Origin of the sequence: Indolivaga capnocytophagoides (genome assembly GCF_036511535.1) — a bacterium.
Classification (GTDB): Bacteria; Bacteroidota; Bacteroidia; order Bacteroidales; family Dysgonomonadaceae; genus Dysgonomonas_A; species Dysgonomonas_A capnocytophagoides.
In genome coordinates this window covers 1023833-1050302 of record NZ_AP028867.1, presented here as the reverse complement: position 1 = coordinate 1050302, position 26470 = coordinate 1023833, and the positions used below count along the sequence as shown (strand labels likewise).

The window sequence follows — 26470 nt, the reverse complement described above, 5'->3', positions numbered from 1 at the left end:
TCAGACCTTTTATTACTTTGGTAAGTAAAACAACCAAAGCTTGTTATAATATCATTAAATACTTGCAGTTTCTTAAATATCAGAATATTTCATATTGAACAGATGGAAGAAGAAGTTATACATAAACTGAGTGATGCCGAGCGAAAACGAATTCGTTTAGGGATATTTGCATTTTATTTTTCTCAAGGACTGTGTTTCTCAAGTTGGGCGAGCCGTATACCCGATATCAAAGGGTTCTTAGGACTAGATGATGCTGCATGGGGTACAATTTTATTGATGATTCCGATAGGTCAGATTTGTGGAATGACATTATCGGGGCTATTGGTTTCAAAGATAGGCAGTCGTAAAATCTTGCCTGTATCTTTATTTTTCTATGCTTTGACCCTTATTGCTATAGGAGCATCTCAGACGGAATATGCATTGCTTATGAGCTTGATAGTATTCGGGTTCTTTGGTAACTTCTGCAACATTTCAGTAAATACACAAGGTGTCAGTATAGAGTCATTATATGGTAAATCTATAATGTCGTCGTTTCATGGAGGATGGAGCCTTGCTTGTTTCACGGGTTCGGCTATCGGTTTGCTGATGATAAATATAGGATTAAGTCCATTCTATCATTTTCTGATAGTTGCTGTAATTGTATTGATTAATATGTTTGTTAATAAAAGGTTTTTACAACCGGATATAAAAAAGCAAAAGAATAAGGACGAACTGGAGTCTAAAAAGAAGAATAAGCCTGAAACATTCTTGTATCTACTTGGTATAGTTGCATTCTGTGGAATGGCTGCCGAGGGAGCAATGTCAGATTGGAGTGGATTGTACTTTAAAGATATTGTGAAAGTCTCGGAAAAATTGGTTCCATTGGGATTTGCTGCATATATGGTTACCATGGCATCCGGACGTTTCTTTGCCGATAAGGCTATCGAAAGATGGGGACGCCAACGAATCATTCAAGCAGGAGGGTTACTTATTTCTTTAGGATTATTTCTAGCTGTAGCGTTTCCTTCTTTGCCCCTCACCATACTCGGATTTATGATAATAGGGTTGGGCACGTCAAGTATAGTACCTACTATTTATAGTATTGCCGGACAGAAAACCAAGATACCTACAGGGATCGCGTTGACCATAGTTTCGAGTATTAGCTTCCTTGGTTTTTTGATGGGGCCTCCATTGATCGGTTATATATCACAGGCAACTAATCTGAGGTACTCGTATGCTTTGATCGGTGTGTTTGGAATATGTATTGTAATCCTGACTTCTCAGATAAAAGTTTTTAAGAAAGATAAATAAGTTTCATTATGACAAATATACTAGACCGTATTGTAGCTAATAAGCGCAAAGAGGTCGAACTGCAAAAGAAAGAAATAAGTATTGATAAATTGGCTGCACAAATAGCCGATACAAATAACCTATATTCATTTAAAAAGTCATTGGCCAATTCTTCAACGGGTATTATATCCGAGTTTAAGCGTAAATCACCTTCAAGAGGCTGGATTTTCGAAAATGCAAAAATAGAAGATGTTATTCCATCTTATTCAGAAAATGGAGCTAGTGCAATTTCTGTTCTGACAGATACTGATTTTTTTGGAGGAACTTTTACTGATTTTGAGTTAGCACGAAGTTTAACAAAAACACCATTGTTGAGAAAAGACTTTATGGTGGATGAATATCAGTTTTACCAGGCCAAAGTTTTAGGAGCTAATGCCATACTCTTGATTGCTGCTTCTTTAACAATAAAAGAAACAAAACAATTTGCGGCTTTAGCCAAAGAATTGGGGATGGATGTTTTGCTTGAAATTCATAACGAAAAAGAATTGTCACATATAAATGAATATGTGGATGTTGTAGGCGTAAATAATCGGGATCTGACTACATTTATTACGGATGTGAAAGGTTCTTTTGATCTGGCAGATAAAATACCTACGGATTTCTTAAAAATATCAGAGAGTGGAATTTCTCAAACGCAAACGGTAAAAGAGTTGCAAGGTATTGGTTATGAAGGTTTTTTAATGGGTGAAAACTTTATGAAAACAGATAATCCGGGACAAGCATTAAACCAGTTTATTCAGGAATTGAAAACAAAATAGGTATGAAAATAAAAGTCTGTGGAATGAAGAATCCGCAAAATATAGATCAATTAGGTCAATTGCCGATTGACTTTATAGGATTTATATTTTTTGAGAAATCTCCACGGTATGCAGTAGGCTTGGAACTTACCGATTTATCGTCACTTCCGGTTTCAATAGAAAGGGTAGGAGTGTTTGTTAATGAAGATTTTGAGACAATAGCCCGATTGGTAAATAAGTATAAGCTAACTTATGTACAACTACATGGGCAAGAATCGGTGGAGCTTTGCTTAAAATGCCGTAAAGAAACAGGTGTTAAGGTAATCAAAGCATTTAATGTCTCAACGGAGGCTGATTTTGCAAAGACAAAAGAATATACTGAAGTATGTGATTATTTCTTATTTGATACCAAGACTTCTCAACATGGAGGGTCAGGCATAAAGTTCGATTGGAATATATTGAAAGCATATCAAGAAAATCTGCCATTTTTTCTTAGCGGAGGAATATCCGAGTCAGACGTCGAAAGCATTAGTAAACTTTCTTTACCCCGTTTATACGCTCTGGATTTGAACAGTAAATTTGAAATTGAACCCGGATTGAAAAATATAAATATGTTGAACAACTTTATATCTCACTTTAAAACAATATAACGATGAATAGAATAAAACAACTTTTTGACCAGAAGAAAAAAGATATACTTTCCATTTATTTTACAGCTGGTTACCCTCAATTAAATGATACTTGTGAAATCATTTCTCAATTAGAGGATAATGGTATTGATTTGATTGAAATAGGTATTCCATTTTCTGATCCGATGGCAGACGGTCCTACTATTCAGGCTAGTGGAACTATTGCTCTGCGTAACGGCATGACTCTTCGGATATTGTTTGATCAACTGGCTGATATCAGGAAAAAAGTAAGTATCCCTCTGATTATGATGGGATATCTTAATCCGATAATGCAATATGGATTCGAAAATTTCTGTAAGAAATGTAATGAAGTTGGTATCGATGGTGCGATTATACCAGACTTGCCTTTTGATGATTATTTGAAAGAATACAAACCCATAGCAGAGAAATACGATATCAAGATAGTAATGCTTATAACTCCGGAAACATCGGACGAACGTATCCGCCTTATTGATGATCATACTGATGGGTTTATTTATATGGTTTCGTCGGCATCTACTACGGGAGCTCAAAGCAGTTTTGATGATGGAAAACAAGCCTATTTCAAGAAAATAAATTCTATGGGATTGAAAAATCCTCGACTGATCGGATTCGGTATATCCAATAAAGCTACTTTAGATGCTGCACAAGCTAATGCAAATGGTGCTATAATTGGAAGTAAATTTATAACTTTGCTGAAAGATTCAAAGAATATAAAGGAAGCTGTCAAAAATCTGAAAGACAGCCTGTCCAAATGATATATCAAGAGTAAGTTAGAAACGAGAAACAAAAAATATATGGGAATTAAGTATTTTATGTTATTTATATCAGGGTTTATTCTGACTTGTTTTTTGTTTTCCTGCAGCAAAGAAGATAATGATGATAATACACCGCCTTCTTTTGAAATATTAGCTCTTGATTCAACAGCTACTTATCCGTTATCTCTGTCTGATGGAGATACTTTATACTATTTTATGGATCAGGATAGTATATTTAATCGAATAAGAATCCGTTTTAAAGATGATAAAGCATTGTCATCCTATAATATACGAATAAGAGGATTGAATGCAGATGCTACTGATATAGCTAAAGATACATCTAGAGTAGATACAGTAATGTATCCCGGGGATACTGTTGTATACGCTTATTGGAAAAAAAATTATCAGTCTCAAGCGATATACGGAAAGACTGATAAAACCATTATTCAGTCTGTTGCTTTAGATACCACAACTCAAGTCTCTTATATTGATTCGAAAAACGAGTTGAAATATAAATTACGTCAAACATGGATGAAAGGTCCTTATCAGTTGAAATTATCTGTCGCTGATATTCAGGGAAATGAAACCGTTGCTTATTATAAGATTTTTTTAGCTAGAAAATATTCATCTAATAAATAATCTTGTATAGTATAGATCTTAATCCAATAAGATATAAGCTCTGTAGTTGGTTCTCGGAGATACAGGACATAAACTAAAATAACCGTGTGTAAATTTGTTTCCTGATAGAACCAGAGGATGTTCTTCTTGCATTTGTATGTGTTTTTCATACATGACATTCTCTTTTGAACTAAAATCAATATAAAAGTGTCCGGTTGCTGATTTATCCAAGTGGTTTTGACTGAAACGTAGGGCTAGCAGTCCCATATTATCCCTTACGTTTATTTCTACACAAGGGTGTAGTTTGTAGTAGTCATTTTCGAGATAAATCATCATGTCAACACCGATGCAGCCTTCATAAAAAGAAGCAAAATTTTGTTTCAAATATGATGATAACCAATTTTTTACAGATTCAAGTAAATCTTTTTGAATATATTTAGTTATTGTGTTTTCAATATTGGATTGCAATCCTAAATAATTTCCTGTATACGCACCTTTGCTGTTTGTTTCAAAAAGGGAATATCCTACAAAACAATCATCTGCATCCGGTGATATGATAAATTCCATAGCAAAATCAATTTGCTTGTTTAATGCTCTTTCTATGGATACATACTTTTGTTTTTTTAATATACCGTGCAATATCTGTCGCTCTGTTCTTGTCAGTTCCCCTACAGGTAACCACAAAAGACCTCTTCCGGATGAAGAAAATGGAGCCTTTGCTAATAACTGATATTTATTTAGAGCTACGGTATTTTCAATACTGTTTAAATCAGAATAAAATTCGGGAATGATATTATCCGATATTTTCGGAATTTCGTTTACAAGGCTCCTTAAGCATATTGCAGCGGTTTTTCGGCTGCTCAGTTCCTCTAATTTATTATTCCAAACGGGAGTTTGTAATACTGAGCCCGTTTGTCTATTTATTTCTTCAATAAAATGTATCGCTTGAGGTGAAATACCCCAAAAGTGGACAGCATAGGATGAGTTTGTATCCAATTGATCCTGTGTTATCGTTTGGGCGATAGGTATCCCTTTATTAGTAATAAATAGAGAAAATTCACGAGATAGGACATTACGGGTATAAACACAATGATTCGAGTCCGCATACCATACAGGAAGGCTCTCTAAGTCGGCTTGCATTTTGGCAATATTAGCCGGAGGTGTATAATACGGAGATCCATTGAGAATTGCATTCTCATGACCAGGATTAAAATAATAAAGTTTGCTATTTGTCTTCTTATTTGACATTGCTGGCTTTTAATCCTTTAATCACGGCTGATGTGAAGCCTGCATGCTCCATCTCATTCAGTCCTTTTATAGTAATTCCTCCTGGGGTTGTTACTTTATCTATTTCACTTTCAGGATGTGACTGATTAGCTGCAAGTAAGTCTATTGCTCCTTGCAATGTCTGCATGACTATTTCTTTTGCTTGATCGGCTTTCACACCAATTTCGACTCCACCTTCCATTGCTGCACGGATATATCGAAAAGCATAAGCGATTCCACAAGAAGATAAAGATGTTACAGCCGGAAATAGCTTCTCCTCGATTAATAAAGTTTTACCCAGTTCATTGAGCAAACTGATTATTAAATCATCTTGTTGTTTTGTTGCGTTTTTAGAAGCTACAAAAGTCATACTTTGTTTTATAGCAATTGCAGTGTTTGGTATTACTCTATATACCGGAGATGCAGGATAAGTCCATCCGGACAACTGGTCAAGAGTGATTCCTGCAGCAACTGATAATATAATTTGCCGGTTGTTGATTTTGTCTTTGTAAGATGTAAGAACGTCTTCAATCATCCAAGGTTTAACGCCTAATACAATAATATCGGCATTAGATATAGATGAATAATCATTTGAAACTGAATTAATCTTATTGTTTGCGGATTTTAATTCATCAGCCTTTTCCTGACGTCGATTAATTACTGTTATATCTGATGCCGTAATATAGTTTCCCGATGCCAACCCCAGAGCAATGGCACTACCCATATTACCTCCGCCTATTATTGTTATTTTCATTAGAGATGTTATTTATTTTATAAAGTTATCATCTTATATTTAAATATTCCTCATAAGCTATATTTTTAACAATCTGTTCAGTCGCTTGTATTTAGACGCATCTTTAATAAAAACATGAGGTATTTTGGGGTACTTAATTGGCATAGGTTTGAAATCTAAGTGATAAAACAGAACGAGAAATGTTGTTATTCGGATATAATATGTAAAGTCTCGATTTTTTCTAATCTGCTTTTTAACTGTTCAAATAAGGCTTTTCTTATCCGTAATTCCATTATACAATCCATATCGTATTGTTGTTCAATAATTACAGGTTCCAAATCCTTTACAACCTTCATAACATCATTCATGAAGGGATACTCAAATTTGAAACGAATGTCGATATCCACTGTTTTTTCAATGATTTCGGAAGCTGCTATTGCCTCGGATGCTGCCTCGCGATAAGAAACGATAAGCCCGCTGGTTCCGAGTTTTATACCACCAAAATAGCGCACAACGAGTATCAATATGTCTGTGAGCTCATTCGAATTGATTTGACCTAATATAGGTTTTCCTGCTGTACCAGAGGGTTCGCCATCGTCATTAGATCTGAACTCATTGCGTTCTGCACCAAGCATATATGCCCAACATACATGTCGGGCATCATAATATTCTTTTCTGTACTTTTCCAGTTCTGTTTTTACATCCTCGACACTTTTAACAGGAATCGCATAAGAGATAAATTTACTTTTCTTTTCTGTAAATAAACCCTGTGCAGTATCTTGTATTGTCTTAAATGTATCCATATATTATTCGCTGTCTTCCTTAGGTTTAGGCGGATTAATTGCATCTACCATGACCTGCATTTTTTTAGGCAGAGCCGATACAAAATACATTTTTTCTTTTGTTACTGGATGTCTGAATTCCAATTCGTTGGCATGCAATGCGATACGTCTGATAGGGCTTGTCTTGGATCCGTATTTTTTATCTCCGACAATAGGATGTCCTATAAATTGCAACTGAACCCGCAACTGATTTTTTCTTGATGTTTCTGCATTCAATTTCAAAACAGTGTATCTGCTATTCGCTTTTTCTACTTTGTAATGAGTTACAGCTTTTAGCCCTCCATTATCTTTTTCAGAAGCAAAAACTACGAAATTTTTATTTTCAGTCAACCATGAAGTAATAGTTCCCGATGTAATAGCTAAAGGGCTATCCACAACAGCAATATATGATCTTTTGGGCGGATGTAATATCCATTCTTTTTGCAGTTTTTCCTGCAAATCAGGATCTTTTGTGAATACCATTAATCCCGATGTCTCACGATCTAAACGGTATAATATATACGGCTTGTTTTCAGCATTCTTTACCTTCAGATAAGAACTTATAATATTGTAAGCAGTTTCTTTCATTTGTTCTTTACCTGTCGAAACTGAGAGTAAACCGGATTCTTTGTCTATTACTACAATATATTTATCTTCATATATGATAGTCAACCCTTTTAGCTTTTTCTCATCTAGTTTATGATCGTGTTTGTGAATGCTAACCTTATCACCTGGTTTCAATTCATAATTATATTGAGTAACAGTCTGACTATTAACTTTGATTTGTTTGTGGGTTAATAACGATTTTACGGCATTCCGACTCTTACGAACCTTCGATTCAATCAAAAAATCGAGCAACTCGGAGGGTTTGCTAACCTTCATTTCCTGTAAGGCTGTATTATGGGCTTTTTCCTTCATATATCAATTAGGGGCTATGACCTTGTATTATTGTTAGAATAAGTGACAAAGGTATGATTTTTTCTTCTTGTTTACTAATTGAAAAAAGGCAATATCCGAAAGTGAATATTGCCTTTTGTGATTGTCTTGGTAATTTTATTTCTTTACGAAATTAACGATCCAGTCTCCGACTTCGGATGTTGAATAAGCTTTTCCACCCGATGCTATATCTTCGGTAACGATACCTTCCTCTAGTGAAGCATTTACTGCATCTCTGATGAGTTTACCTTCTTCCATCAGATTGAATGCGTATTCGAACATCATTGCCGCTGAAAGAATAGTAGCTACAGGATTGGCTATATTTTTGCCTGCGGCCTGAGGATAAGATCCATGTATCGGTTCGAATACCGAAGTATGGATTCCGATCGAAGCTGATGGCAACATTCCCAGTGAACCTGTAATAACAGATGATTCGTCGGTAAGTATATCTCCGAAAAGGTTTTCGGTAACCAGCACGTCAAAGCGTTTTGGCCATTGTATAATTTGCATAGCTGCATTATCTACAAACATATATTCGGTCTCTACATCAGGATATTGTTTTTCAATTTCCTGTGCAACTTCTCTCCATAGACGAGAAGTACAAAGAACATTAGCTTTATCTACAACCGTTAATTTCTTACGGCGTTGACGGGCGTATTTATATGACAAGTGTAGTATACGTTCTACTTCTTCACGGGTATATACACAAGTATCATAAGCCGTATTTCCATCTTCCGAACGTCCCTGAGGGCGTCCGAAGTACAGTCCGCCGGTCAATTCCCTGACGCACATAAAATCAGCACCTTCAACTAAATCGGCACGAAGCGGAGATTTATGTATTAAAGAGGGAAAAGTCGTGATAGGACGAAGGTTTGCGTATAATCCCAAGTCTTTGCGCATTTTCAAAAGACCTTGTTCGGGACGAACTTTAGCCGAAGGATTATTATCATATTTAGGGTCTCCAATAGCTCCGAATAGAACAGCGTCGGATTCCATACAAAGTTCGTGAGTTGATTCGGGGTAGGGGCTTCCCACCTGATCAATGGCACATGCTCCTACGATACCGTATTCGTAAGATAATTCGTGTCCGAATTTTTCGCAAATAGCTTCTGTTACGCGTAAAGCTTGTCCAATGATTTCGGGACCTATACCATCACCCGGTAGTACTGCAATGTTTAATTTCATTTTAATTATATTTATTTGTAATTATCTTAGATAAATCAATTGCTTTTTTGATGCAAATATCCATGTTATAATATTGCCATTCACCAAATCTGCCTAAGGTGTATATGCCCTTTTCTTGCAGATACTCTTTTATTTTAGTGGTCGCTTCCGTATAATTTTCATCGAAAATGACATAAGCATATTCAGAAGTTGAATGAGCTAATGGTCTGATGAGAAAATCATCTGAAGATCCGGCTTTTGCCATTTCTTCTTTACTATGGCTGCCGATTACCTCAGATATTGAAATATTCCGGCGGGGTGTAAAATAAGATCCGATATGGATATACCTATGAAAAAGATAATCTTTATCGGGAATGTATGTCCATGTTTTGTCGGTTTCCTGAGTTTCCCAAAGGATATTTGATACTCCGTTTTTTCTCAAAGCTCCAGCCATCTTCTGTACGTTTTCGGGAGCATCCGAGAACAGGCTGATGAGCTTATCTAATGGAGTCGTATTGATAAGCAGATCAAATGTATCTTTATTGTTTACAATCCATTTATTTGTGGACTGATTCAATTGAATAGAAGTTACCTTGTAATTATTTTTTACGTTTAGTCCATTTGCTAAAGCGTCCAGAAATGTATTTTGGTTGTTACTTTTAGGATAATAGAATACTGCGTGAGACATTTTATCCTTTATATTGGATATTAACCCTTCGAAAAAAGAGTCTTTATCTGGAATCGGAAGCTTATCTTCTACCCATAGGTAACTCATGTTACGGGGTTCGTTATTCCATATTTTACGGTTATATGGTATAAAATATTCTTCGGCAAAACTATTTCCGAATTTCTTCTGGAACCACTCTTCCAGATTAGAGTATTTTCCGTCGTCTGTAGAATTGAGAAAATCCAAAGTTAACTTTTTAGCTAACTCTTTATCATGCTCATAAATCTGTTTTATAGAAAACTCAATAGGGTAGTCTACTTCATATCCATGAAATTTAATCTTCGATTTCCTTTCAATTTTATTCCATTGATCCAAAGGAAGTACTTCATCAAAAACAAAAGACAGTACATCTTGATGTTTGGAATTGAAACAATGTCCTCCAACGGTATGATATGCTATTCCGTTAACATTGGTGGTGCGGGCAATCCCTCCGCATACAGGCAAAGCCTCTAATACTTCTACGTCATATAGGTTATTCAGAAGACGGGCGACACTCAGTCCGCTGATACCTCCTCCTAGAACACCTATTTTTAGTTTTTTCTGATTCTCGTTCACTATTATTCTTTTTTATCCTATCTATACGTTCTTAATTATATCAGAGAGTTCTTGTGCTCTGACTGAGGTATACGAGTTATTTAATATACCGGTATATGTCTCTCTGTCAAAGTTGTCTTTTTGCGAAATATACAAATCTATTTGTTTCTCAAAAGCCTCGTAACTATCTATACTTGGGGATACTTCTGGTAACCCATACAATTGGGTTTCAACTGTATCAGGATATCGAAGTATAATTTTGCATTGGGCTGACAGTGACTCCAAATATTTAGGAGTTACAGGGTTATAGCCTTTTGTTCGTTTTTCGCCTCCATCCTGTCCGGGAGTGGCATAGAATACAACACGAGCTTTTCTTAGTAGCTGCATATATTCGTCCCTACTGTTGAAGCTGCCTAATACACCATCTTTGTTTGATGTAAAAATCAACTCTCCCTCTTGAATTTCGCTTCTCACAATATTAATATCCTTGTCTGTGTTTTTTTTAATAAACTCTTCGAGATATTGTTCGAGACAGCTATTTTGTCTTCCGGCTAATAAAATATCGTACTTTTTAGGGTAGATACTATCCGGATTCATTTTGTACTTATCGGGTAAACTCAAACCCCAATAATGTATATTTAAAGGACAGTTTGCTGACTTCAGGTAATTGTAAGTTTCTATACTTGAAATAAGCACTAAAGGGCAGTCTGCGTACTTTTTATTGAACTCCGGTAAAAAATCCGCATCAATAAAAGCATCGACTATAACCGGTACTATCTTGCTCATCCTGCTTTTTTTTAGCTCAATGGGAGCGGAGACTATCAGATTGAAGTACAAGCTGACCGTTAGTTCCTTATTCTCCTTAGCAGACGATGATATACGCCGCATTATTTTGATTAAAGGATATGAAACCCGCTTTGATAAGTTGTATCTAATCCTGTTGACCAGATTTGTTTCGAGTCTATCGGGATTATTAATAATCGGTATTTGTAATGTTCGGGACAGTTCATCTTCCCATTCGTAAATAAGTTGGTAACTTACCCACGTTTCAAAATTACGATCCGATATTATATTCTTTATCTTAAGTTTCATTCCTTTTCTTCTGATTTACAAAGATCTAAGGCCTTACATGTCTTCTATTATATTCAGCATTTTTTCGGTAGCTTTTACAGCTGCTTCGGTTTGGTCAGCATCAAGACCTCTTGTCTTAAAGGTCTTACCATTGATTCGCCAGGTAATAACTGTCTGAACCAATGCATCGGTTCGTCCTCCGGGAGGTATAATTACCGAATAGTTGATAAGATCGGGCTTCTGTTTATCTAGTTTAGTGTAGATCTTCCAGAGAGCCTTCGAAAAGGCATGGTATTGTCCGTCTCCGGCAGCTATTCCTTCATACTCATTACCGTCTATCTCAATCCTTACAGATGCTGATGGCCGTACTCCTTTCGATAAAAGAAACGCAAATGATATGATTCTGACTTTCTGTATTTTCTCTCCACCTTTCAATACATCAGATATGATATACGGAAGATCATCTTGAGTTATAATCTCTTTTTTATCACCCAACTCGATAACTCTGTTCGTAACTAGTGTCATTTCTTTATCATCGAGTTCGATACCAAGTGCTTCTATATTCTTTCTTATATTCGATTTTCCTGATAACTTCCCTAGAGCATATTCTCGGACACGTCCAAATCTTTCGGGATATAATTCGTTGTAATACAAATTGTTTTTATTGTCTCCATCAGCATGTATTCCTGCGCATTGTGTAAATACATTTTCTCCGACAATCGGCTGATTTGCGGCAATATTAAGACCTGAATATGTCTCTACAACCCGACTGACCCTGTTCAACTTATCTTCTTTGATAGATGTTTTTATATTCAGTTGATCGTGAACGACTGCTACAACACTTGATAAAGAAGCATTGCCTGCACGTTCTCCTAGTCCGTTCATGGTCACATGCACTCCTTTGACTCCGACTTCAATAGCAACCATTACGTTTGCAACAGCCAGATCATAGTCGTTATGAGCATGAAAGTCGAAATGGAGATTGGGATAGCGTCTTACCATACGCCGACAGGCTCTCATGGTTGTATGAGGGTTTAATATACCAAGGGTATCGGGCAGCATAAAACGCTTGATAGGCATATCTTTCAGATTGTCGACCATGAAATATACATATTCCATAGAATTGAGGATACCGTTAGACCAGTCTTCTAGGTAGAGATTTACGTCTATTCCCATTTCTACAGCCAGATTGATTTCACGTTTAATATCTTCGAGATGTTCTTCCGGTGTTTTTTTTAATTGCTCAGTTACGTGTTTGTAAGATCCCTTTGATAATAAATTGATGGTTTTGCATCCTACATCTTTGATCCATCTTAAAGAAGCTCCATTATCAACAAAGCCCAATATCTCTATCTGATCAATATAACCTGCACCTCTTGCCCAATCGGCAATTTTCTTCACAGTATTAAACTCTCCGTTCGAAACTCTGGCTGATGCAATCTCTATACGGTTGACACCCAGATCGACCAGTAATAAGTGAGCTATACTCATTTTCTCCTGCGACGAGAATGATACGCCCGAAGTCTGTTCTCCGTCCCGCAGGGTTGTATCCATTATTTCTAACATAGTAACATTGGATGTAGTTATAGATTGATTGTTCAGAAAAGCCAATACCTAAATTGAAATCAGGTATTGGCATATTCAGCATTATTAGAATGTACGATCTGTTTCGTATTGCTCGATTGAATCTTTTTTTGATAACAGGTAATCTATATCATCAAGACCTTTCATCAAACACTCTTTTTTGTAAGGATTGATTTCGAATGATTCGCTCTTTCCGGTCGAATTATTGGTTATGGTTTGATTTTCCAGATCTATGGTCAATGTAGCCTTTGGATCCTTGCTTATAGAGCTGAAAATTTCAGCAAGAAATTCAGGTGAAATAATTACAGGTAAAACACCGTTATTTAAGGCATTATTTCTGAAAATATCGGCAAAAAAGCTCGATACAACAGCTTTAAAACCATAACCGGCAATAGCCCATGCAGCGTGTTCGCGACTCGATCCGCTACCGAAGTTCTTACCTGCAACCAGAATTTCTCCACTGTAAGTAGGGTTGTTCAGTACGAAATCTTTTTTCGGATTTCCGTCTTTTTCATATCGCCAGTCGGCAAAAAGATTATCCCCGAAACCCTCTTTAGTTGTAGCTTTAAGGAAACGTGCAGGTATAATTTGGTCTGTATCCACATTTTCGATTGGAAGTGGAACGTATGTTGATGTTAATTTTTGAAACTTTTCCATTTAGACAATTTTTTTAAGTAAATTAAGTAACAGAAAATATTTAATGACATTTTTTTAACGATAACCTACTGTTGCTGTTATGCTTGCAAAGTCAATAAATAGGTCTGAGACCTTAATGCAATCGGATATTACATAAAACTTCTGGGGTCAGTAATTTTTCCGGTAACAGCAGCAGCAGCAGCAACCAATGGTCCAGCCAAAATAGTACGGGCTCCCGGACCTTGTCGCCCTTCGAAGTTACGGTTTGATGTCGATACTGCATATTTTCCGGCTGGTACTTTATCATCATTCATAGCCAAACATGCCGAACATCCGGGTTGACGTAATTCAAATCCGGCTTCGATAAGTATGTCATACAATCCTTCTTCCTTAATTTGTTGTTCTACCATCCAACTTCCAGGAACGAGCCATGCAATCACGTTTTCTGCTTTTTTCTTGCCTTTGATGAAGTTGGTAAATGCTCGGAAGTCTTCAATACGGCCATTAGTACAACTGCCTAAAAAGACATAGTCTATTTGTTTACCTTCAAGTTTTTCTCCCGGTTTGAACCCCATATAATCCATTGATTTCTGGAAAGAAATACGTCCGGCTTCATCTATTTCGTCCAATGTAGGGATAGTTCCGTTTATAGCCATACCCATTCCCGGATTAGTTCCGTATGTAATCATGGGTTGTATGTCGGCAGCTTCAAATACCAGTTCCTTATCGAATTTGGCTCCTTCATCTGTTTTAAGCGTTTCCCAATATGTCAAAGCTTTGTCGTATTCTTCTCCTTTAGGTGCAAATTCACGACCTTTTACATAGTTGAATGTCTTTTCGTCAGGAGCAATAAGCCCTCCGCGAGCACCCATCTCTATACTCAGGTTACATAGAGTCATACGTTCCTCCATCGACATGTTGCGGATAACTTCACCTGCATATTCAACGAAATATCCGGTGGCTCCTCCTGTTGTCAACTTAGATATCATATATAGCGCAACATCTTTAGCTGTTACACCTTTATCCAATTTTCCGTTGAAGGTTATCCTCATTGTTTTAGGTCTCGACTGCAAGATACATTGTGTAGCCAATACCATTTCGACTTCGGATGTACCTATTCCGAATGCAATAGAACCGAAAGCTCCATGAGTAGAAGTGTGGCTATCTCCACATACGATAGTCATACCGGGTTGAGTATATCCATTTTCAGGTCCGATGATATGTACTACTCCGTTTTTTCTGTGACCAAGAGCATACAATGTCAATCCGAATTCCTGAGCATTTTTAGAAAGGGTATCCAATTGATTTTTGGAAATAGGATCTTTTACCGGCTGATCTTGATTGATTGTCGGTGTATTATGGTCTGCTGTAAGAGTCGTTCTTTCGGGGCGAAGAACCTTGAGTCCTCTGGAACGTAATCCGTTAAAAGCCTGCGGGCTTGTTACCTCATGGCAAAAGTGCCTGTCGATGTACAATTGTGTAGGTCCATCAACTACGGTAGATACAGTGTGTGCATCCCAGATTTTATCAAACAATGTTTTCATACAGTAATTTTATTTTGTTGATCTAACTTTTTTATGATTTTCTTACCCAGGTTTTGTCCCGGTATTTCTATAAGTTTATATGTAATATTGGCAATAAGGAATGTAATCAGAGCTACAGCCAGATACAGCATGCAAAAGTTGAGCAGAGAACTTGCCAGATTCGTGATCGGAATGATTTGTACAAATCCTAAACTTTCGAGTATTTGTATTACAAAGAAATGAATAATATACATACTGAAACTTACTTTTCCTATCTGAGCTAAAATTTTATTCGAGAATATTTTCAGAGAATATTTACTTTGTACAACGAGAAGCACAGTAAAAGCAATAATCCATGGGAAATAATAAGGATAGTCTATATGAGCAAACATAATGATTATCGCAGCTGCAAATAAGATTGTGACCGGATTTATTCTGTAATCTTTTTTTTGAATAATATGGTAAGCAAATATTCCAAGGAAAAAGATCGGTATCTGATACAGAAAATTTATTTCCATAAATTCAAATTTCGACAACAGCGGATCATCTTTATATATATAATGGAATAGAGCCGCAATGGTGATCATGATACAAAAGAATAGTAAACTCCGGTTGGTATTCTTTACCCATATGGTTAAAATCGGAAACAGAATATAAAACATGAATTCGACAGAAACAGACCATCCTCCCGGTACGATTATTCCAATTATATGGGGAGATAGTGTGTTTATGAATAAGAAATTGCTCACAAACCAGAATGATTTAGTTCCTTCTATGAAATCAGCCACATTGAAATTATATCTATATAAATAGATGCAAATAATGGCTAAGTAATAAATAGGTGCTATACGGAAAAACCGTCTGATAAAGAAATTTCTTGAGGCATATTTCTCATCACTTCTTCGGTCGTGCGACATAGCCAAAGTATATGCACTGACAATAAAGAAGAGTGATACACCGCAACGGAAATCATATATATATTCAGTTAATAGCGGAGGGAAAAATTCCGATGTATTACCCTTAAAATAGGTAAGGATATGTACTCCCACTACTAATAATATAGCAATTCCTCTTAAACTATCTATATATTCAAATTTTTTAGGCTCCACAGATGCTTCTGGTTAAATAACAGAGAGTTACTTATTGTATATTATAACTGTATCTCTCCGTTTTTATTGTGCTATCCAAAGTTCTCCAAAAGTTTTGGACATTATTTGACAAACTTATTTATTGCATTGATAAATGCTTCGGCCGACGCGGCTACGATGTCTGTATTTGCTGCGAATCCATAATATATCTGCCCGTCATGTTCTACTTGCATATGTACTTTCCCTACATCATCGCTACCTTTATTGATAGCTTGTATCAGGAATTCTTGTATCACTGTATGACGACGGACTATTTGTTTGATAGCTGATATGGCTGCATCTACAGGTCCATTGCCGGATGCCGATGCTTCAAATTTTTCGCCGGCTATATCTATCCCGACATTTGCAACACATTTTACTCCGATTCCGGCTATTACTTGCAGGTAATCTAATTTGATGCGGTGCATTTTTCCCGTTTCTTTGCCTGCTAAGATAAGAATATCTTCGTCAGTAATATCTTTTTTTCTATCGGCAAGTTCTAAAAATCGTTGATAAATTTCGGCTAACTCATCATCTGAAATCTGGATACCAAGTATTCCCAATCTGTTTTTTAAAGCAGCACGCCCGCTTCTGGCTGTAAGCACGATGGCATTATCATCAATACCAACTTCTTTAGGATCTATGATTTCGTAGGTAGCCATATTCTTTAATACACCATCCTGATGTATCCCTGATGAATGGGCAAAAGCATTACGGCCTACTATTGCTTTATTGGGCTGAACAGGCATATTCATAAGACTCGAAATCATCCGGCTTATCGGGTATATCTTTTGTGTATTGATATTTGTTTCTATATTTAGTTCTTTATGACTCTTTATAGCCATAACAACTTCTTCCAGAGATGTATTTCCGGCACGTTCACCGATACCGTTGATTGTAACTTCTACTTGACGGGCTCCATTTAGGACTCCCATTATGGAGTTGGCTGTAGCCATACCCAAATCTTGATGACAATGTGTAGATAATATTGCATTTTTCATATCCACATGATCTATCAGATATTTTATTTTTGCTCCGTATTCGGTAGGCAGACAATATCCGGTTGTGTCAGGTATATTTACTACAGTAGCACCGGCATTGATTACAGCCTGTACAACTCTGGCTAGGTAGGCATTGTCTGTACGTCCGGCGTCTTCGGCATAAAATTCAATATCTTCAACGAAACGTTTTGCATATTTTACTGCTGCTGCTGCCCGCTCAATAATCTCGTCCTGAGTCGAGTTGAACTTATATTTTATATGGTATTCGGATGTTCCGATTCCGGTGTGTATTCTTTTGTTTTTTGCGTATTTCAGGGCTTCAGCTGCAACCTCTATGTCTTTTTCTACGGCTCTGGTTAATGCGCATATCGTAGGCCATGTTACTGCTTTTGATATTTCGACAACAGACTTAAAGTCTCCCGGACTAGAGACAGGAAAACCGGCTTCAATAACATCTACACCGAGTATTTCGAGTGATTTGGCTACCTCAATTTTTTCAATTGTGTTTAACTGGCAGCCTGGTACCTGCTCTCCATCTCTTAATGTCGTGTCAAAAATAAATAACTTGTCCATAACAAATCAATATTAAAAAATTTAATAGTTAATCCTAAAAAATAACCGAGTGTACTTTATTAAAAAAATCAGAGCCTTTCTCTTTTGTGAGAAAGGCTCTGGTATATATTATTATCATTTTTAATTACTACACAGCATTACTCACTCTAAGATTGTTCCCAGAGCAGAATAAGAGAAATGCTAATATTGTTAATAAATGACTTCATTGAATCCTATTTAAATGTTGACAACAAAAGTATAATATATTTCTTGTAATCCAAATAAAATGTTAGAAAAAATAACAAACCCTTACTTTTAGCTTTTGTTGAATCTTTTCTGTTGGTTATTTGTACCGGATTTTTTTTGTTTACTATAAATATAATGATTGGATATATCTTTATATATATCCATATTAATGTATTTGTTTTTGTAAGATAGCATCATAATATGCTATGGTTTATCGGTTATTTTAATATTATTGTATATTATAAAGCTAATATTGGATATATTGATTCAATACGGTATTGCAAACGAAAAATATCAAAGCAGCTTATTACTGTTCTGCTTTTTAATGTTATTTTTGTGGCATTATATAGTTTGGGGATTTTTTTACTCTCTCAGAAAATAAAGAGAAAATAAGCATACAATATATGGTAAAGATTAAAATGAACAATGTAACGTGGATATTGATTTTAGGATTGCTTTTTAGTTATTCATGTAAAGAAAAAAAAGAAAAGACTATGGCAGTGGCGACCGAAGATAATGGCATACCATTGACCGTGGATACAGATGCTTCAATTATTTATTGGACAGGATTCGGACCAAAGACAATGCATCACGGAACATTGAAACTGAAAGAAGGTATCTTGTATATTGCAGGTGACAAAATAAAATTAGGAGGCTTTACTATAAATATGAATACGATAAAGTGTACAAGCATAACTAATGAAAAAGATCGGCTAAAACTCGAAAGACATTTGAATAGGAGTGACTTTTTTGATATTATCAGGTTTCCGGATGCACAATTCACTTTAACTCAGTGTGAAGTAGTTGCAAATAATGATAGTGTTACTCACCATATTGGAGGTCATCTGGAATTGAAAGGTTTGGACAAAGGGTTGTCTTTTGATGCGAAGATCACTAAAGACGGGGATGTTTATAAGGCAGTCTCTCGTCCGTTTAAAATAGATCGTACTCAATGGGGGATTAATTACGGTTCGAATACGATATATGATGAAATGCAATCTAGCATAGTTAATGACAGTATCGAAATAAAAGTTGAGATTATAGCACGGGCAAAAAATCCAAAATAAAATTATGGCTGAAAAATTAAATCTTCTCCAAGATGTATCGAGAGAAGAGCAATATAAGAGTTTACTTCCTCAAATTGAGGGCTTACTATCGGGTGAAACTGATATGATAGCAAATATGGCTAATGTTTCGGCAGTATTAAAAGAAGCCTTTCATTTTTTATGGGTTGGCTTTTACATTATAAAGAATGATCAATTAGTATTAGGTCCTTTTCAGGGAAAAATAGCATGTACCCGTATAGCATACGGCAAAGGTGTTTGCGGTACAGCATGGAAAGAAGATAAAATTCAAATAGTGGAAGATGTCAATACTTTTCCGGGGCATATTGCCTGCGATGCCGAATCGTTGTCAGAGATAGTTCTTCCTATTAGAATAAACGACTCAATCATGGGCGTTTTGGATATAGATAGTGAATATATAGGGTGCTTTTCTGAAATAGATGCTACTTATTTAGAGCAGATTGTGTTATTACTGTCTCGGTCGTTTGTTTAGTTAATTTTTAACAAACAAAACAATTCTTATATGTATAGGTTATAAGGTTAACTTTCTTTACATATATAATAAGGTTGTCTTTAGTTAGTTTTGTTGTCATATCACTGACACTATTGATTATGACCTTTACAAAACAGATAACCTGTAATATATGCTTGATTCTCTTATTCTCTGGATCAGTATATGCACAATCATCGATAGAAGACGAACGCAAAAAATCACTTCTCAATCAGGTAAAGCCACCACTCCAGATCATAGACCCTAATATGAGAAATTACAAAGAACAATTTAGAGAGGGGGCGGTTGTAAAAGTTGTAAATAAGGATAATATCCATGAAAAAATAGGTCAGTACCGGAACGGGGGAGCTCAGTTTGAAGATAAACTTACAACTAAGGGGCTAGGGGGATCGATGGCTAACATGGATCTGTTCAAGATGGAAAACGGATCGACATATAAGGTCGTTATCTCTAATGGTAAATCTTATTTTATAAAAAAATCCGCAACTGATTTTATTCAAGATAACTTATCGCAGAAAAATCGGTTACAGGGTATTAAGGCCGAAGTGACTGCAGGAGGTCTAAATCTTTCAGGATTCAAAGAGAAAAAGCCGATATCGACTAAATCAAAAAATGTACTGAAACATGTTTTAGGTATGGATATTGATGATTAATTTTTTTTAGTATTAGAAACTCGAAAGCAATAGTTACCTGTAAATATTACGTTTGCAAAATCAATAAAAGAACAGAGACCTTAAAGTTTCATAATGTAATGTTTGTTAACTTTTTTGTATAAAAAGCAACATACTTATTTTATAGATTTGCTCTATAAATTTACATTAAGGCCTCAGACCATTTTATGGTTTTACCTGTTATATTTTTCGGTTATTTAATACAAAAAAAATGAACTTTAGTCAGAGATGCGTTACTAGTTTTCTTTTCCTTTCAATCGGGATTACCTTACAAGCTCAAAGTTCATTATCAGGGTCAATAAGGGATGAAATTAAAAAGGATTTGTTAAAACAGGTCAAGCCAACCTCTCTTCCCCCATCGTCATTTCGACAACAGTCTACACTCGGAAAAGCTATACAAGACGATGATTTATCGGAGTTTGCAAAGAAATATCAGAAAAAGACAGGAGGAGCGGAATTCGAAGATAAATATCAATTAGGTGAAGGATTAAAGAATTTAAGATCTAATATTCCGTTAAATAAATTGCCGGACGGGCATGTTACTCCTGTGTTTAACAATGGTAGATGGGAATTTATGAATACAGCAAACCGAGTTGATGGGCTCGTTACTCCTTCCGGTTTGAATCTATCAGGAGGAGGAGCAAAGAAATTATCCGAAAAATCAAAGAATATACTTATCAATGTATTTGGTATTGAAGTTGATGAGAGCCCCATTATTATAACAAAAGAATTAATTGAGAAAGTAAGTATCCGTCCTCCAAAGAAATAATTTTATTATACCCTGTTACGATAGTATTATCTGTATTTTAACATAAAAGAAATTCTATTATGCTAAAATATGTCTGATTTTATTATATTTGCATTGTATAATTTAACACATTTCTCATGAAAAAGTATTTAGCGGAATTAGTCGGAACTATGGTGTTAGTTCTTATGGGATGCGGTAGTGCAATCTTTAATTTTGGAGTAGGCTCTACAGCTCAGGTTCTTACTGTTGCTTTCGGGTTTGGACTATCTGTTGTAGCAATGGCCTATACTATAGGTAAAGTTTCGGGATGCCATATCAATCCGGCGATAACTTTAGGGGTTTTCTTATCCAAAAGAATGTCGGCAAAAGATGCCGCAATGTATATGTTATTTCAAGTATTAGGTGCTGTAATAGGCTCTGCTATTCTGTTTGCAATCGTATCATCTATTGATACAGGCAGTGCCTCTTATATTGCTCAGAGTGGTAGTTTTGCAACTACTACAGGAGCAAATGGGCTTCAACCCGGAGTAAGTCTTACCGGTGGCTTGATTGCCGAAATCGTATTTACGTTTGTGTTTGTATTAGTTGTATTAGGCACAACATCGAAAGGCGGAGCCGGGAATTTTGCCGGTTTAGCTATCGGTTTATCTCTTTTACTGGTACACATTGTGTGTATTCCTTTAACTGGTACATCTGTTAATCCTGCTCGTAGTATTGGACCTGCTCTTTTTCAGGGAGGTGAAGCTCTTAGCCAATTATGGATATTTATTGTAGGGCCGTTTGTCGGTGCTATATTAGCATCATTGGTTTGGAAAATAGTTGATACAGAAGCTCAAGAAGCATAAGCCTTTTAATATAAGGTAAAAGTCCGTTATCTGAATTCAGATAACGGACTTTTTTTATTCTTTCTCTCAGTCGTTATAAACTTTCATTTCACATTTTCGACAATCAAATTCTAGTCTGAGACGGGTATCGTTATGTACTATATAAAGAGGTTCTTTGTATTGCATAGTTACTTTACTGTCTTTCGGACACCATCCCATAGATTGCTTGATACAATGCCGGGTAAACATGAGGGGGACATTGTCTATTGATTTTTTTTCGAATGCCATCTGGCTGATATTAGCCTGATGCAGCTCATAAAATCTGCGTCCTCTCTCATTCATCACATTTCCAAGATATGTGATATCTTTAACAGGGAATGGGTGATTAGTCGGCTCATGGACAATTACTTCTATGATATGAGAAGATATTCTGTTTATCAGAAGATTACTCAATAATACACGTCTCCATTCGGATAAGAGAGAAGACGGAATAAACCAGTTTTGAGATGTATTTATCTTTACCTCCGAAACTTCAAAAATCGTATTGCCCGCCTTGCTCAGGTTATTGCTTATATTGGTGCTCTGATCTTTTTGAGCGACTTCTTTAGTTATGTTTATATCGTGTTGAGCAGTTATTCCGGTTTCGTCTTCGGCATAAACGATAAATCCGTCATTTGTTTCTGATAGAATAATGGAGACATTAATTTTACGTTCAGCTGATTTTTTGTTTAGTACTTTATCGAATTCATGATCATAGTTTCGATAAACAAAAGTTCCTTTGCGTATCTGTACGTGATTTTCAGCAGGAAAGATCTTTTCGCCATCAATTCTGTTCACTCTGATTCCGAAAAGCTCTTTGTTGTTGTTTCCCATAAAACAGAGCCCGTCTCCGTTATTCAGCTTTTTTGTGCCCGATAAAGTAAAGAAGCGGTCGAAAACATCTTTCACTTTACCGATGGGTTCTCCTACTGATTTGGGAGTATCCAATGACCACATATCGGGAGTACGTCCATTGAAGAAGTACTGAGTGTAGCTTCTGTTGAAACTTTTATCTAAGTCTGGTTTGAATGTATATGTACTTTTTCCTGCCGACGCACGAATATACTCTTGTCGGCGAGATAATATGCGGTCTAACTTTTGACGATAATAAGCAACTACATTTTTTACGTATTGTATATCTTTAAGCCTTCCCTCTATTTTCAAAGAGCTGACTCCTGCATCCATCATTTCTTCAAGCTGCTCAGACAAGTTCAAATCTTTCATCGAAAGCAAATGTTTCTTTTGAAGGATTTCTTCATCATCCGAATCAACCAAAGTATAAGGCAAACGGCAAAATTGTGCACAGGCTCCACGATTAGCACTTCTTTTGCTGATGGCTTCACTCAGATAACACTGTCCGCTGTAACAAACACATAATGCACCATGGACAAAGGCTTCTAGCGATACCGAAACGTTGTCTGCTATACGCTTTATTTCGTCTATTGTAAGCTCACGGGCTAAGACAACCTGCGAAAATCCGGCATTAGCCATAAATTGGACTTTTTCGACAGTACGGTTATCTGTTTGTGTGCTGGCATGGAGTGGGATAGGAGGAAGATCGAGCATCAGAATACCCATATCCTGAATGATGATTGCATCAACTCCGGCTTTATATAAGCTCCATATCAGGCTTTCGGCTTCGGTGAGTTCAGTATCGTTCAGTATCGTGTTTAAAGCAACATATACTCTTGCGTCAAACTGATGAGCATATTGAGCTAAGGCATGTATATCTTCGAGAGAATTACCTACTGCAGAACGGGCTCCGAATTTAGGAGCTCCGATATATACAGCATCTGCTCCGTGATTAATAGCTTCTATTCCGCATTCGAGATTTTTAGCCGGAGCAAGCAGTTCTATTTTTCGTACTTTGATCAATTTATTGTTTTCTAGAATTATACCTTTGACGGTAATAGATAGTTATCGTATTATTTTATAGTATGAATCACGATGCTAAGATAGCAAGAAGAAAAGAAAAACGATCTTTATTTCTCTCTTTTAATATTAGGTAAAAGACCTGCCACAAGCCCTAGCAGTGGCATAAATGCCGCTATATGATAAATATACTCAATGCCGTGGAGGTCTGCTAACTTACCAAAAATGGCGGATGCAATACCTGCTATACCGAATGCCAGTCCGAAGAAGAGACCTCCGATAAGACCTTCCTTACCTGGTAATAATTCCTGAGCATATACCAGTATTGCCGAAAAAGCCGAAGATAGTACAAGACCGATAATCACACTTAGTATACATGTTCCGGTAAGTCCTGCATAAGGCATATATAAGGCAAAAGGGGCTGCGCCGAGTATAGAGAACCAAATCACATACTTTCGTCCGAACCGGTCTCCGATAGGACCTCCGAAAAATGTACCAAGAGCGACTGCAAATAAAAAAATAAATAAATAAATCTGTGACTGCCCGATTGATACTCCGAATTTTTCGATCAGATAGAATGTATAATAACTAGTTAAACTTGACATATAAACGTATTTCGAGAAAATAAGAATCAACAAGATAAGGAGCGTTGATATTATCTTCCGTTTCGATGCAATAGGTTTATTTACTTTCGGCTCTATATAATCTTGCGATGTGCGAGTTTCTTTTAACCGAAGTAAAACACCCTTATACCAACGGCTTATATATAACATAAACAGAATACATACAAGTGCAATAATTGCAAACCAGCCTATATTCTGGCGACCGTATGGAGCTATGAATATAGCTGCGAGCAATGGGCCGATAGAGCCTCCAAAGTTGCCTCCGACCTGAAAGATCGATTGTGCCAGACCGTGCTTTCCTCCTGATGCAATATGAGCGAGTCTACTCGCTTCGGGATGAAAAACCGATGATCCGATCCCTGCCAGAAACACAGCTAAAAGAACGTGCATAAAATCCGAAGCAAAGGCTAAAGACAGAATACCGCACATAGTGAACATCATACCGATAGGCAATGAGTAAGGTTGCGGCTTGCGGTCGGTATATGCCCCGATAATGGGCTGAAATATCGACGAAGACATCTGGTAAACCAAGGTAATGATGCCAATTTGACTAAAATTCAGAACTAAGGACTCCTTCAATAACGGATAAACAGCCTGCACCATATTTTGCAGGGTGTCATTAAACATATGAGTTATACTGAGGAGTATGAGTATGGAAAACGTTGTACCTTGTTGTTTTTTCATCATGTAAATTAAGGTTCGAGACCTTTTTTATTTGCAGTTAAGCCTGAAAATGAATGCAAAGGTAGGAGATATATTCTGATTAAGCAATCTGTCCGAACTAATTTTCGACTAATGCCTCCACTCTGAATGATAGTTTCATCGGTGTTTTTGACCAACCTCCCTGAGACGATGTTCTGTAATAACAGACCGATCCTTTAAATGAACTGCCGGCAAACAAAAGCTGCCCCTTTCCGATATTGGCTATATGTTGCAAGGTTACCAGTGTATTTCCTTCTACATGAACATAATAAGGTGTCAGGTCAATAGATAATTCCTTTTCGTGTCCATTCATTTCCTGCTTCAGATAGATAGGCTTGCTCAGTATGTTTTCGAACTTATTTTTTCCGGTTTCTTTGTACACATTCACTCTATAGTAAATGCTTTCGTAAGCACAATCCGTCACGTTCATTATTAATTTTTTGAGAATAGCCCGTTTATCGATATTTAGCAGTACACCGCATTCGAATCCTTTTATATTCTGAATAAATCCTCCCTGATATTTATCGCCTGAGAAATTATTACCCAAAGTCTTTTCCTTAAACCTTTTATGATCGACTATTATTGTTTCTATATAATTGTCTTTGGGCTGTAAATATATATCCTTGTCTATTTTGTCTCTGAATTCCGAAACCTTAAAGTCGATATGCTGATACCCCACATGCGAAAAACGCAAGGTATCCGCCGCATCACAGTTAGTAATATCTATTGAATATCGGCCATCAATATCGGATATTGTCCCTGTTTCGTGATTGAGTATTCCTATTTCGACAAATTCGACTTCGTTTTTAGAATCCTTGTCAATTACTTTACCTGTGTATATCTGTCCGAAACATACCGAAAGGTTCAATAAAAAAGAAAATAAGGTCAGAGACCTTTTTATCGACTTACCAAGCATAAAGTTATCCTTCTGAAATATGTCTTTTGTATAAGATTATGCATAAAAAATCAAGCAGAATCTTATACAAAGATACTTAATAAAAAAAAGACTTCAACTATCAGATTTATTTTATGTTAAAAAGATTTTTCGGAGAACTATATCCCTTTATTGTCTGTTATAATAACAAGACCACTTAAAAACGATATTACCATGGGAGCTGTAGTAAACTTGAAGGTTGGGGACACTATATATAGTGTAGATCCTCAAAGGCTGGTCATTCAGAGGATCAGTATAGAACGAATTGAAGATGGTTATGGCAGTGTTGCTGCCAGCGAAACAAGTGCTTACGGAAAGGTGAAGAAAATAATAAAGATCGCCTTAAGTAAATTTCCGGTCGAATATAATCGTATAATTTACTTTAAAACAGAAGATGATGCTGAAGCATTTGTCAAGGCACAAATTGGTATCTGATATACATCGTGCTTTT

General features: G+C 36.4%; 26 protein-coding genes. 11 read left to right on the top strand and 15 right to left on the bottom strand.

The genetic code is table 11. From position 1 onward, the window contains the following. Nucleotides 1-102 precede the first annotated feature (102 nt). The 5 genes from AABJ51_RS04515 to AABJ51_RS04495 are packed head-to-tail and all read left to right on the top strand — an operon-like array spanning nt 103 to nt 4131. The gene (locus tag AABJ51_RS04515; protein WP_051290549.1) at nt 103-1290 is read left to right on the top strand and encodes an MFS transporter; all 1188 of its coding nucleotides are present in this window, start codon (nt 103-105) and stop codon (nt 1288-1290) included. Nucleotides 1291-1298: 8 nt separating this feature from the next. Continuing rightward, on the top strand, nt 1299-2087 hold the full coding sequence (gene trpC, locus AABJ51_RS04510; protein WP_338374560.1) for an indole-3-glycerol phosphate synthase TrpC: 789 nt from the start codon (nt 1299-1301) through the stop codon (nt 2085-2087). A gap of 2 nt (nt 2088-2089) precedes the next feature. After that, entirely contained in the window at nt 2090-2716 is a 627-nt protein-coding gene (locus tag AABJ51_RS04505; protein WP_134435274.1) for a phosphoribosylanthranilate isomerase, read from the top strand. Between the two features lie 2 nt (nt 2717-2718). Then, a complete protein-coding gene (gene trpA, locus AABJ51_RS04500) occupies nt 2719-3492 on the top strand; it encodes a tryptophan synthase subunit alpha (protein WP_338374559.1) in 774 nt (257 codons plus the stop codon). Between the two features lie 39 nt (nt 3493-3531). After that, nucleotides 3532-4131: a hypothetical protein gene (locus AABJ51_RS04495; protein ID WP_338374558.1), complete on the top strand. Its 600-nt coding sequence runs from the start codon at nt 3532-3534 to the stop codon at nt 4129-4131. Nucleotides 4132-4149: 18 nt separating this feature from the next. On the opposite strand, the gene AABJ51_RS04490 is transcribed toward AABJ51_RS04495, so the two are convergent. The 12 genes from AABJ51_RS04490 to AABJ51_RS04435 all read right to left on the bottom strand — a co-directional run bounded on the left by AABJ51_RS04490 (nt 4150) and on the right by AABJ51_RS04435 (nt 17806). Continuing rightward, entirely contained in the window at nt 4150-5358 is a 1209-nt protein-coding gene (locus tag AABJ51_RS04490) for a hypothetical protein (RefSeq protein WP_338374557.1), read from the bottom strand. Beyond that, the gene (proC, locus tag AABJ51_RS04485; protein ID WP_338374556.1) at nt 5348-6130 is read right to left on the bottom strand and encodes a pyrroline-5-carboxylate reductase; all 783 of its coding nucleotides are present in this window, start codon (nt 6128-6130) and stop codon (nt 5348-5350) included. The genes AABJ51_RS04490 and proC overlap by 11 nt, the downstream gene beginning before the upstream one ends. A 185-nt stretch (nt 6131-6315) precedes the next feature. Continuing rightward, a complete protein-coding gene (locus AABJ51_RS04480) occupies nt 6316-6912 on the bottom strand; it encodes an IMPACT family protein (RefSeq protein WP_338374555.1) in 597 nt (198 codons plus the stop codon). 3 nt (nt 6913-6915) lie between these two features. Beyond that, nucleotides 6916-7848 (bottom strand): RluA family pseudouridine synthase, encoded by a 933-nt coding sequence (locus AABJ51_RS04475; protein ID WP_338374554.1) that lies wholly within the window; start codon nt 7846-7848, stop codon nt 6916-6918. Between the two features lie 135 nt (nt 7849-7983). Beyond that, on the bottom strand, nt 7984-9051 hold the full coding sequence (gene leuB, locus AABJ51_RS04470) for a 3-isopropylmalate dehydrogenase (protein ID WP_026625276.1): 1068 nt from the start codon (nt 9049-9051) through the stop codon (nt 7984-7986). Nucleotide 9052: 1 nt separating this feature from the next. Then, nucleotides 9053-10312: a protoporphyrinogen/coproporphyrinogen oxidase gene (locus tag AABJ51_RS04465; RefSeq protein ID WP_338374553.1), complete on the bottom strand. Its 1260-nt coding sequence runs from the start codon at nt 10310-10312 to the stop codon at nt 9053-9055. Nucleotides 10313-10333: 21 nt separating this feature from the next. After that, complete coding sequence (locus AABJ51_RS04460; RefSeq protein WP_338374552.1) at nt 10334-11383, bottom strand: hypothetical protein; 1050 nt, start codon at nt 11381-11383, stop codon at nt 10334-10336. Between the two features lie 33 nt (nt 11384-11416). Continuing rightward, entirely contained in the window at nt 11417-12928 is a 1512-nt protein-coding gene (locus tag AABJ51_RS04455) for a hydroxymethylglutaryl-CoA lyase-like TIM-barrel protein (protein WP_338374550.1), read from the bottom strand. A gap of 84 nt (nt 12929-13012) precedes the next feature. Beyond that, nucleotides 13013-13603: a 3-isopropylmalate dehydratase small subunit gene (leuD, locus tag AABJ51_RS04450; protein WP_134435268.1), complete on the bottom strand. Its 591-nt coding sequence runs from the start codon at nt 13601-13603 to the stop codon at nt 13013-13015. Between the two features lie 128 nt (nt 13604-13731). Next, nucleotides 13732-15126, bottom strand: a complete 1395-nt coding sequence (gene leuC, locus AABJ51_RS04445) for a 3-isopropylmalate dehydratase large subunit (protein ID WP_026625271.1) — start codon at nt 15124-15126, stop codon at nt 13732-13734. Then, entirely contained in the window at nt 15123-16214 is a 1092-nt protein-coding gene (locus AABJ51_RS04440; protein ID WP_338374549.1) for an acyltransferase family protein, read from the bottom strand. Before AABJ51_RS04440 ends, leuC begins: the two co-directional genes overlap by 4 nt. 101 nt (nt 16215-16315) lie before the next feature. Further along, the gene (locus AABJ51_RS04435) at nt 16316-17806 is read right to left on the bottom strand and encodes a 2-isopropylmalate synthase (protein WP_338374548.1); all 1491 of its coding nucleotides are present in this window, start codon (nt 17804-17806) and stop codon (nt 16316-16318) included. A 629-nt stretch (nt 17807-18435) separates the two neighbouring features. Between AABJ51_RS04435 and AABJ51_RS04430 the strand changes: the two genes are divergently transcribed. The 5 genes from AABJ51_RS04430 (at nt 18436) to AABJ51_RS04410 (ending at nt 21870) form a co-directional block, all read left to right on the top strand. Further along, complete coding sequence (locus AABJ51_RS04430; protein ID WP_134435264.1) at nt 18436-19098, top strand: YceI family protein; 663 nt, start codon at nt 18436-18438, stop codon at nt 19096-19098. A gap of 4 nt (nt 19099-19102) precedes the next feature. Next, nucleotides 19103-19588, top strand: coding sequence for a free L-methionine (R)-S-oxide reductase MsrC (locus AABJ51_RS04425; protein WP_338374547.1), 486 nt, complete (start codon nt 19103-19105; stop codon nt 19586-19588). 119 nt (nt 19589-19707) lie between these two features. Beyond that, nucleotides 19708-20259, top strand: a complete 552-nt coding sequence (locus tag AABJ51_RS04420; protein ID WP_338374546.1) for a hypothetical protein — start codon at nt 19708-19710, stop codon at nt 20257-20259. Between the two features lie 229 nt (nt 20260-20488). Continuing rightward, nucleotides 20489-21046 (top strand): hypothetical protein, encoded by a 558-nt coding sequence (locus AABJ51_RS04415; RefSeq protein ID WP_026625264.1) that lies wholly within the window; start codon nt 20489-20491, stop codon nt 21044-21046. 116 nt (nt 21047-21162) lie between these two features. After that, nucleotides 21163-21870 carry an MIP family channel protein gene (locus tag AABJ51_RS04410; protein WP_338374545.1) on the top strand — a complete coding sequence of 236 codons (708 nt, stop codon included), beginning with the start codon at nt 21163-21165 and terminating at the stop codon, nt 21868-21870. Between the two features lie 66 nt (nt 21871-21936). Here AABJ51_RS04410 and AABJ51_RS04405 read toward each other — a convergent pair whose 3' ends face one another. The 3 genes from AABJ51_RS04405 to AABJ51_RS04395 form a co-directional block, all read right to left on the bottom strand. Continuing rightward, a complete protein-coding gene (locus AABJ51_RS04405) occupies nt 21937-23763 on the bottom strand; it encodes a peptidase U32 family protein (RefSeq protein WP_338374544.1) in 1827 nt (608 codons plus the stop codon). Nucleotides 23764-23870: 107 nt separating this feature from the next. Next, nucleotides 23871-25070, bottom strand: a complete 1200-nt coding sequence (locus AABJ51_RS04400; RefSeq protein ID WP_434781385.1) for an MFS transporter — start codon at nt 25068-25070, stop codon at nt 23871-23873. Between the two features lie 94 nt (nt 25071-25164). Then, nucleotides 25165-26001: a carboxypeptidase-like regulatory domain-containing protein gene (locus AABJ51_RS04395; RefSeq protein ID WP_338374543.1), complete on the bottom strand. Its 837-nt coding sequence runs from the start codon at nt 25999-26001 to the stop codon at nt 25165-25167. Between the two features lie 192 nt (nt 26002-26193). On the opposite strand from AABJ51_RS04395, the gene AABJ51_RS04390 reads away from it, so the two are divergent. Beyond that, on the top strand, nt 26194-26454 hold the full coding sequence (locus tag AABJ51_RS04390; RefSeq protein WP_026625259.1) for a hypothetical protein: 261 nt from the start codon (nt 26194-26196) through the stop codon (nt 26452-26454). The last annotated feature ends 16 nt before the right edge of the window (nt 26455-26470 follow it).

Coding starts and splice junctions, on each gene's coding strand:
- AABJ51_RS04515 (WP_051290549.1), top strand. CDS start 103: ATGGAAGAAGAAGTTATACATAAACTGAGTGATGCCGAGCGAAAACGA.
- trpC (WP_338374560.1), top strand. CDS start 1,299: ATGACAAATATACTAGACCGTATTGTAGCTAATAAGCGCAAAGAGGTC.
- AABJ51_RS04505 (WP_134435274.1), top strand. CDS start 2,090: ATGAAAATAAAAGTCTGTGGAATGAAGAATCCGCAAAATATAGATCAA.
- trpA (WP_338374559.1), top strand. CDS start 2,719: ATGAATAGAATAAAACAACTTTTTGACCAGAAGAAAAAAGATATACTT.
- AABJ51_RS04495 (WP_338374558.1), top strand. CDS start 3,532: ATGGGAATTAAGTATTTTATGTTATTTATATCAGGGTTTATTCTGACT.
- AABJ51_RS04490 (WP_338374557.1), bottom strand. CDS start 5,358: ATGTCAAATAAGAAGACAAATAGCAAACTTTATTATTTTAATCCTGGT.
- proC (WP_338374556.1), bottom strand. CDS start 6,130: ATGAAAATAACAATAATAGGCGGAGGTAATATGGGTAGTGCCATTGCT.
- AABJ51_RS04480 (WP_338374555.1), bottom strand. CDS start 6,912: ATGGATACATTTAAGACAATACAAGATACTGCACAGGGTTTATTTACA.
- AABJ51_RS04475 (WP_338374554.1), bottom strand. CDS start 7,848: ATGAAGGAAAAAGCCCATAATACAGCCTTACAGGAAATGAAGGTTAGC.
- leuB (WP_026625276.1), bottom strand. CDS start 9,051: ATGAAATTAAACATTGCAGTACTACCGGGTGATGGTATAGGTCCCGAA.
- AABJ51_RS04460 (WP_338374552.1), bottom strand. CDS start 11,383: ATGAAACTTAAGATAAAGAATATAATATCGGATCGTAATTTTGAAACG.
- AABJ51_RS04455 (WP_338374550.1), bottom strand. CDS start 12,928: ATGTTAGAAATAATGGATACAACCCTGCGGGACGGAGAACAGACTTCG.
- leuD (WP_134435268.1), bottom strand. CDS start 13,603: ATGGAAAAGTTTCAAAAATTAACATCAACATACGTTCCACTTCCAATC.
- leuC (WP_026625271.1), bottom strand. CDS start 15,126: ATGAAAACATTGTTTGATAAAATCTGGGATGCACACACTGTATCTACC.
- AABJ51_RS04435 (WP_338374548.1), bottom strand. CDS start 17,806: ATGGACAAGTTATTTATTTTTGACACGACATTAAGAGATGGAGAGCAG.
- AABJ51_RS04430 (WP_134435264.1), top strand. CDS start 18,436: ATGGTAAAGATTAAAATGAACAATGTAACGTGGATATTGATTTTAGGA.
- AABJ51_RS04425 (WP_338374547.1), top strand. CDS start 19,103: ATGGCTGAAAAATTAAATCTTCTCCAAGATGTATCGAGAGAAGAGCAA.
- AABJ51_RS04420 (WP_338374546.1), top strand. CDS start 19,708: ATGACCTTTACAAAACAGATAACCTGTAATATATGCTTGATTCTCTTA.
- AABJ51_RS04415 (WP_026625264.1), top strand. CDS start 20,489: ATGAACTTTAGTCAGAGATGCGTTACTAGTTTTCTTTTCCTTTCAATC.
- AABJ51_RS04410 (WP_338374545.1), top strand. CDS start 21,163: ATGAAAAAGTATTTAGCGGAATTAGTCGGAACTATGGTGTTAGTTCTT.
- AABJ51_RS04400 (WP_434781385.1), bottom strand. CDS start 25,070: ATGATGAAAAAACAACAAGGTACAACGTTTTCCATACTCATACTCCTC.
- AABJ51_RS04395 (WP_338374543.1), bottom strand. CDS start 26,001: ATGCTTGGTAAGTCGATAAAAAGGTCTCTGACCTTATTTTCTTTTTTA.
- AABJ51_RS04390 (WP_026625259.1), top strand. CDS start 26,194: ATGGGAGCTGTAGTAAACTTGAAGGTTGGGGACACTATATATAGTGTA.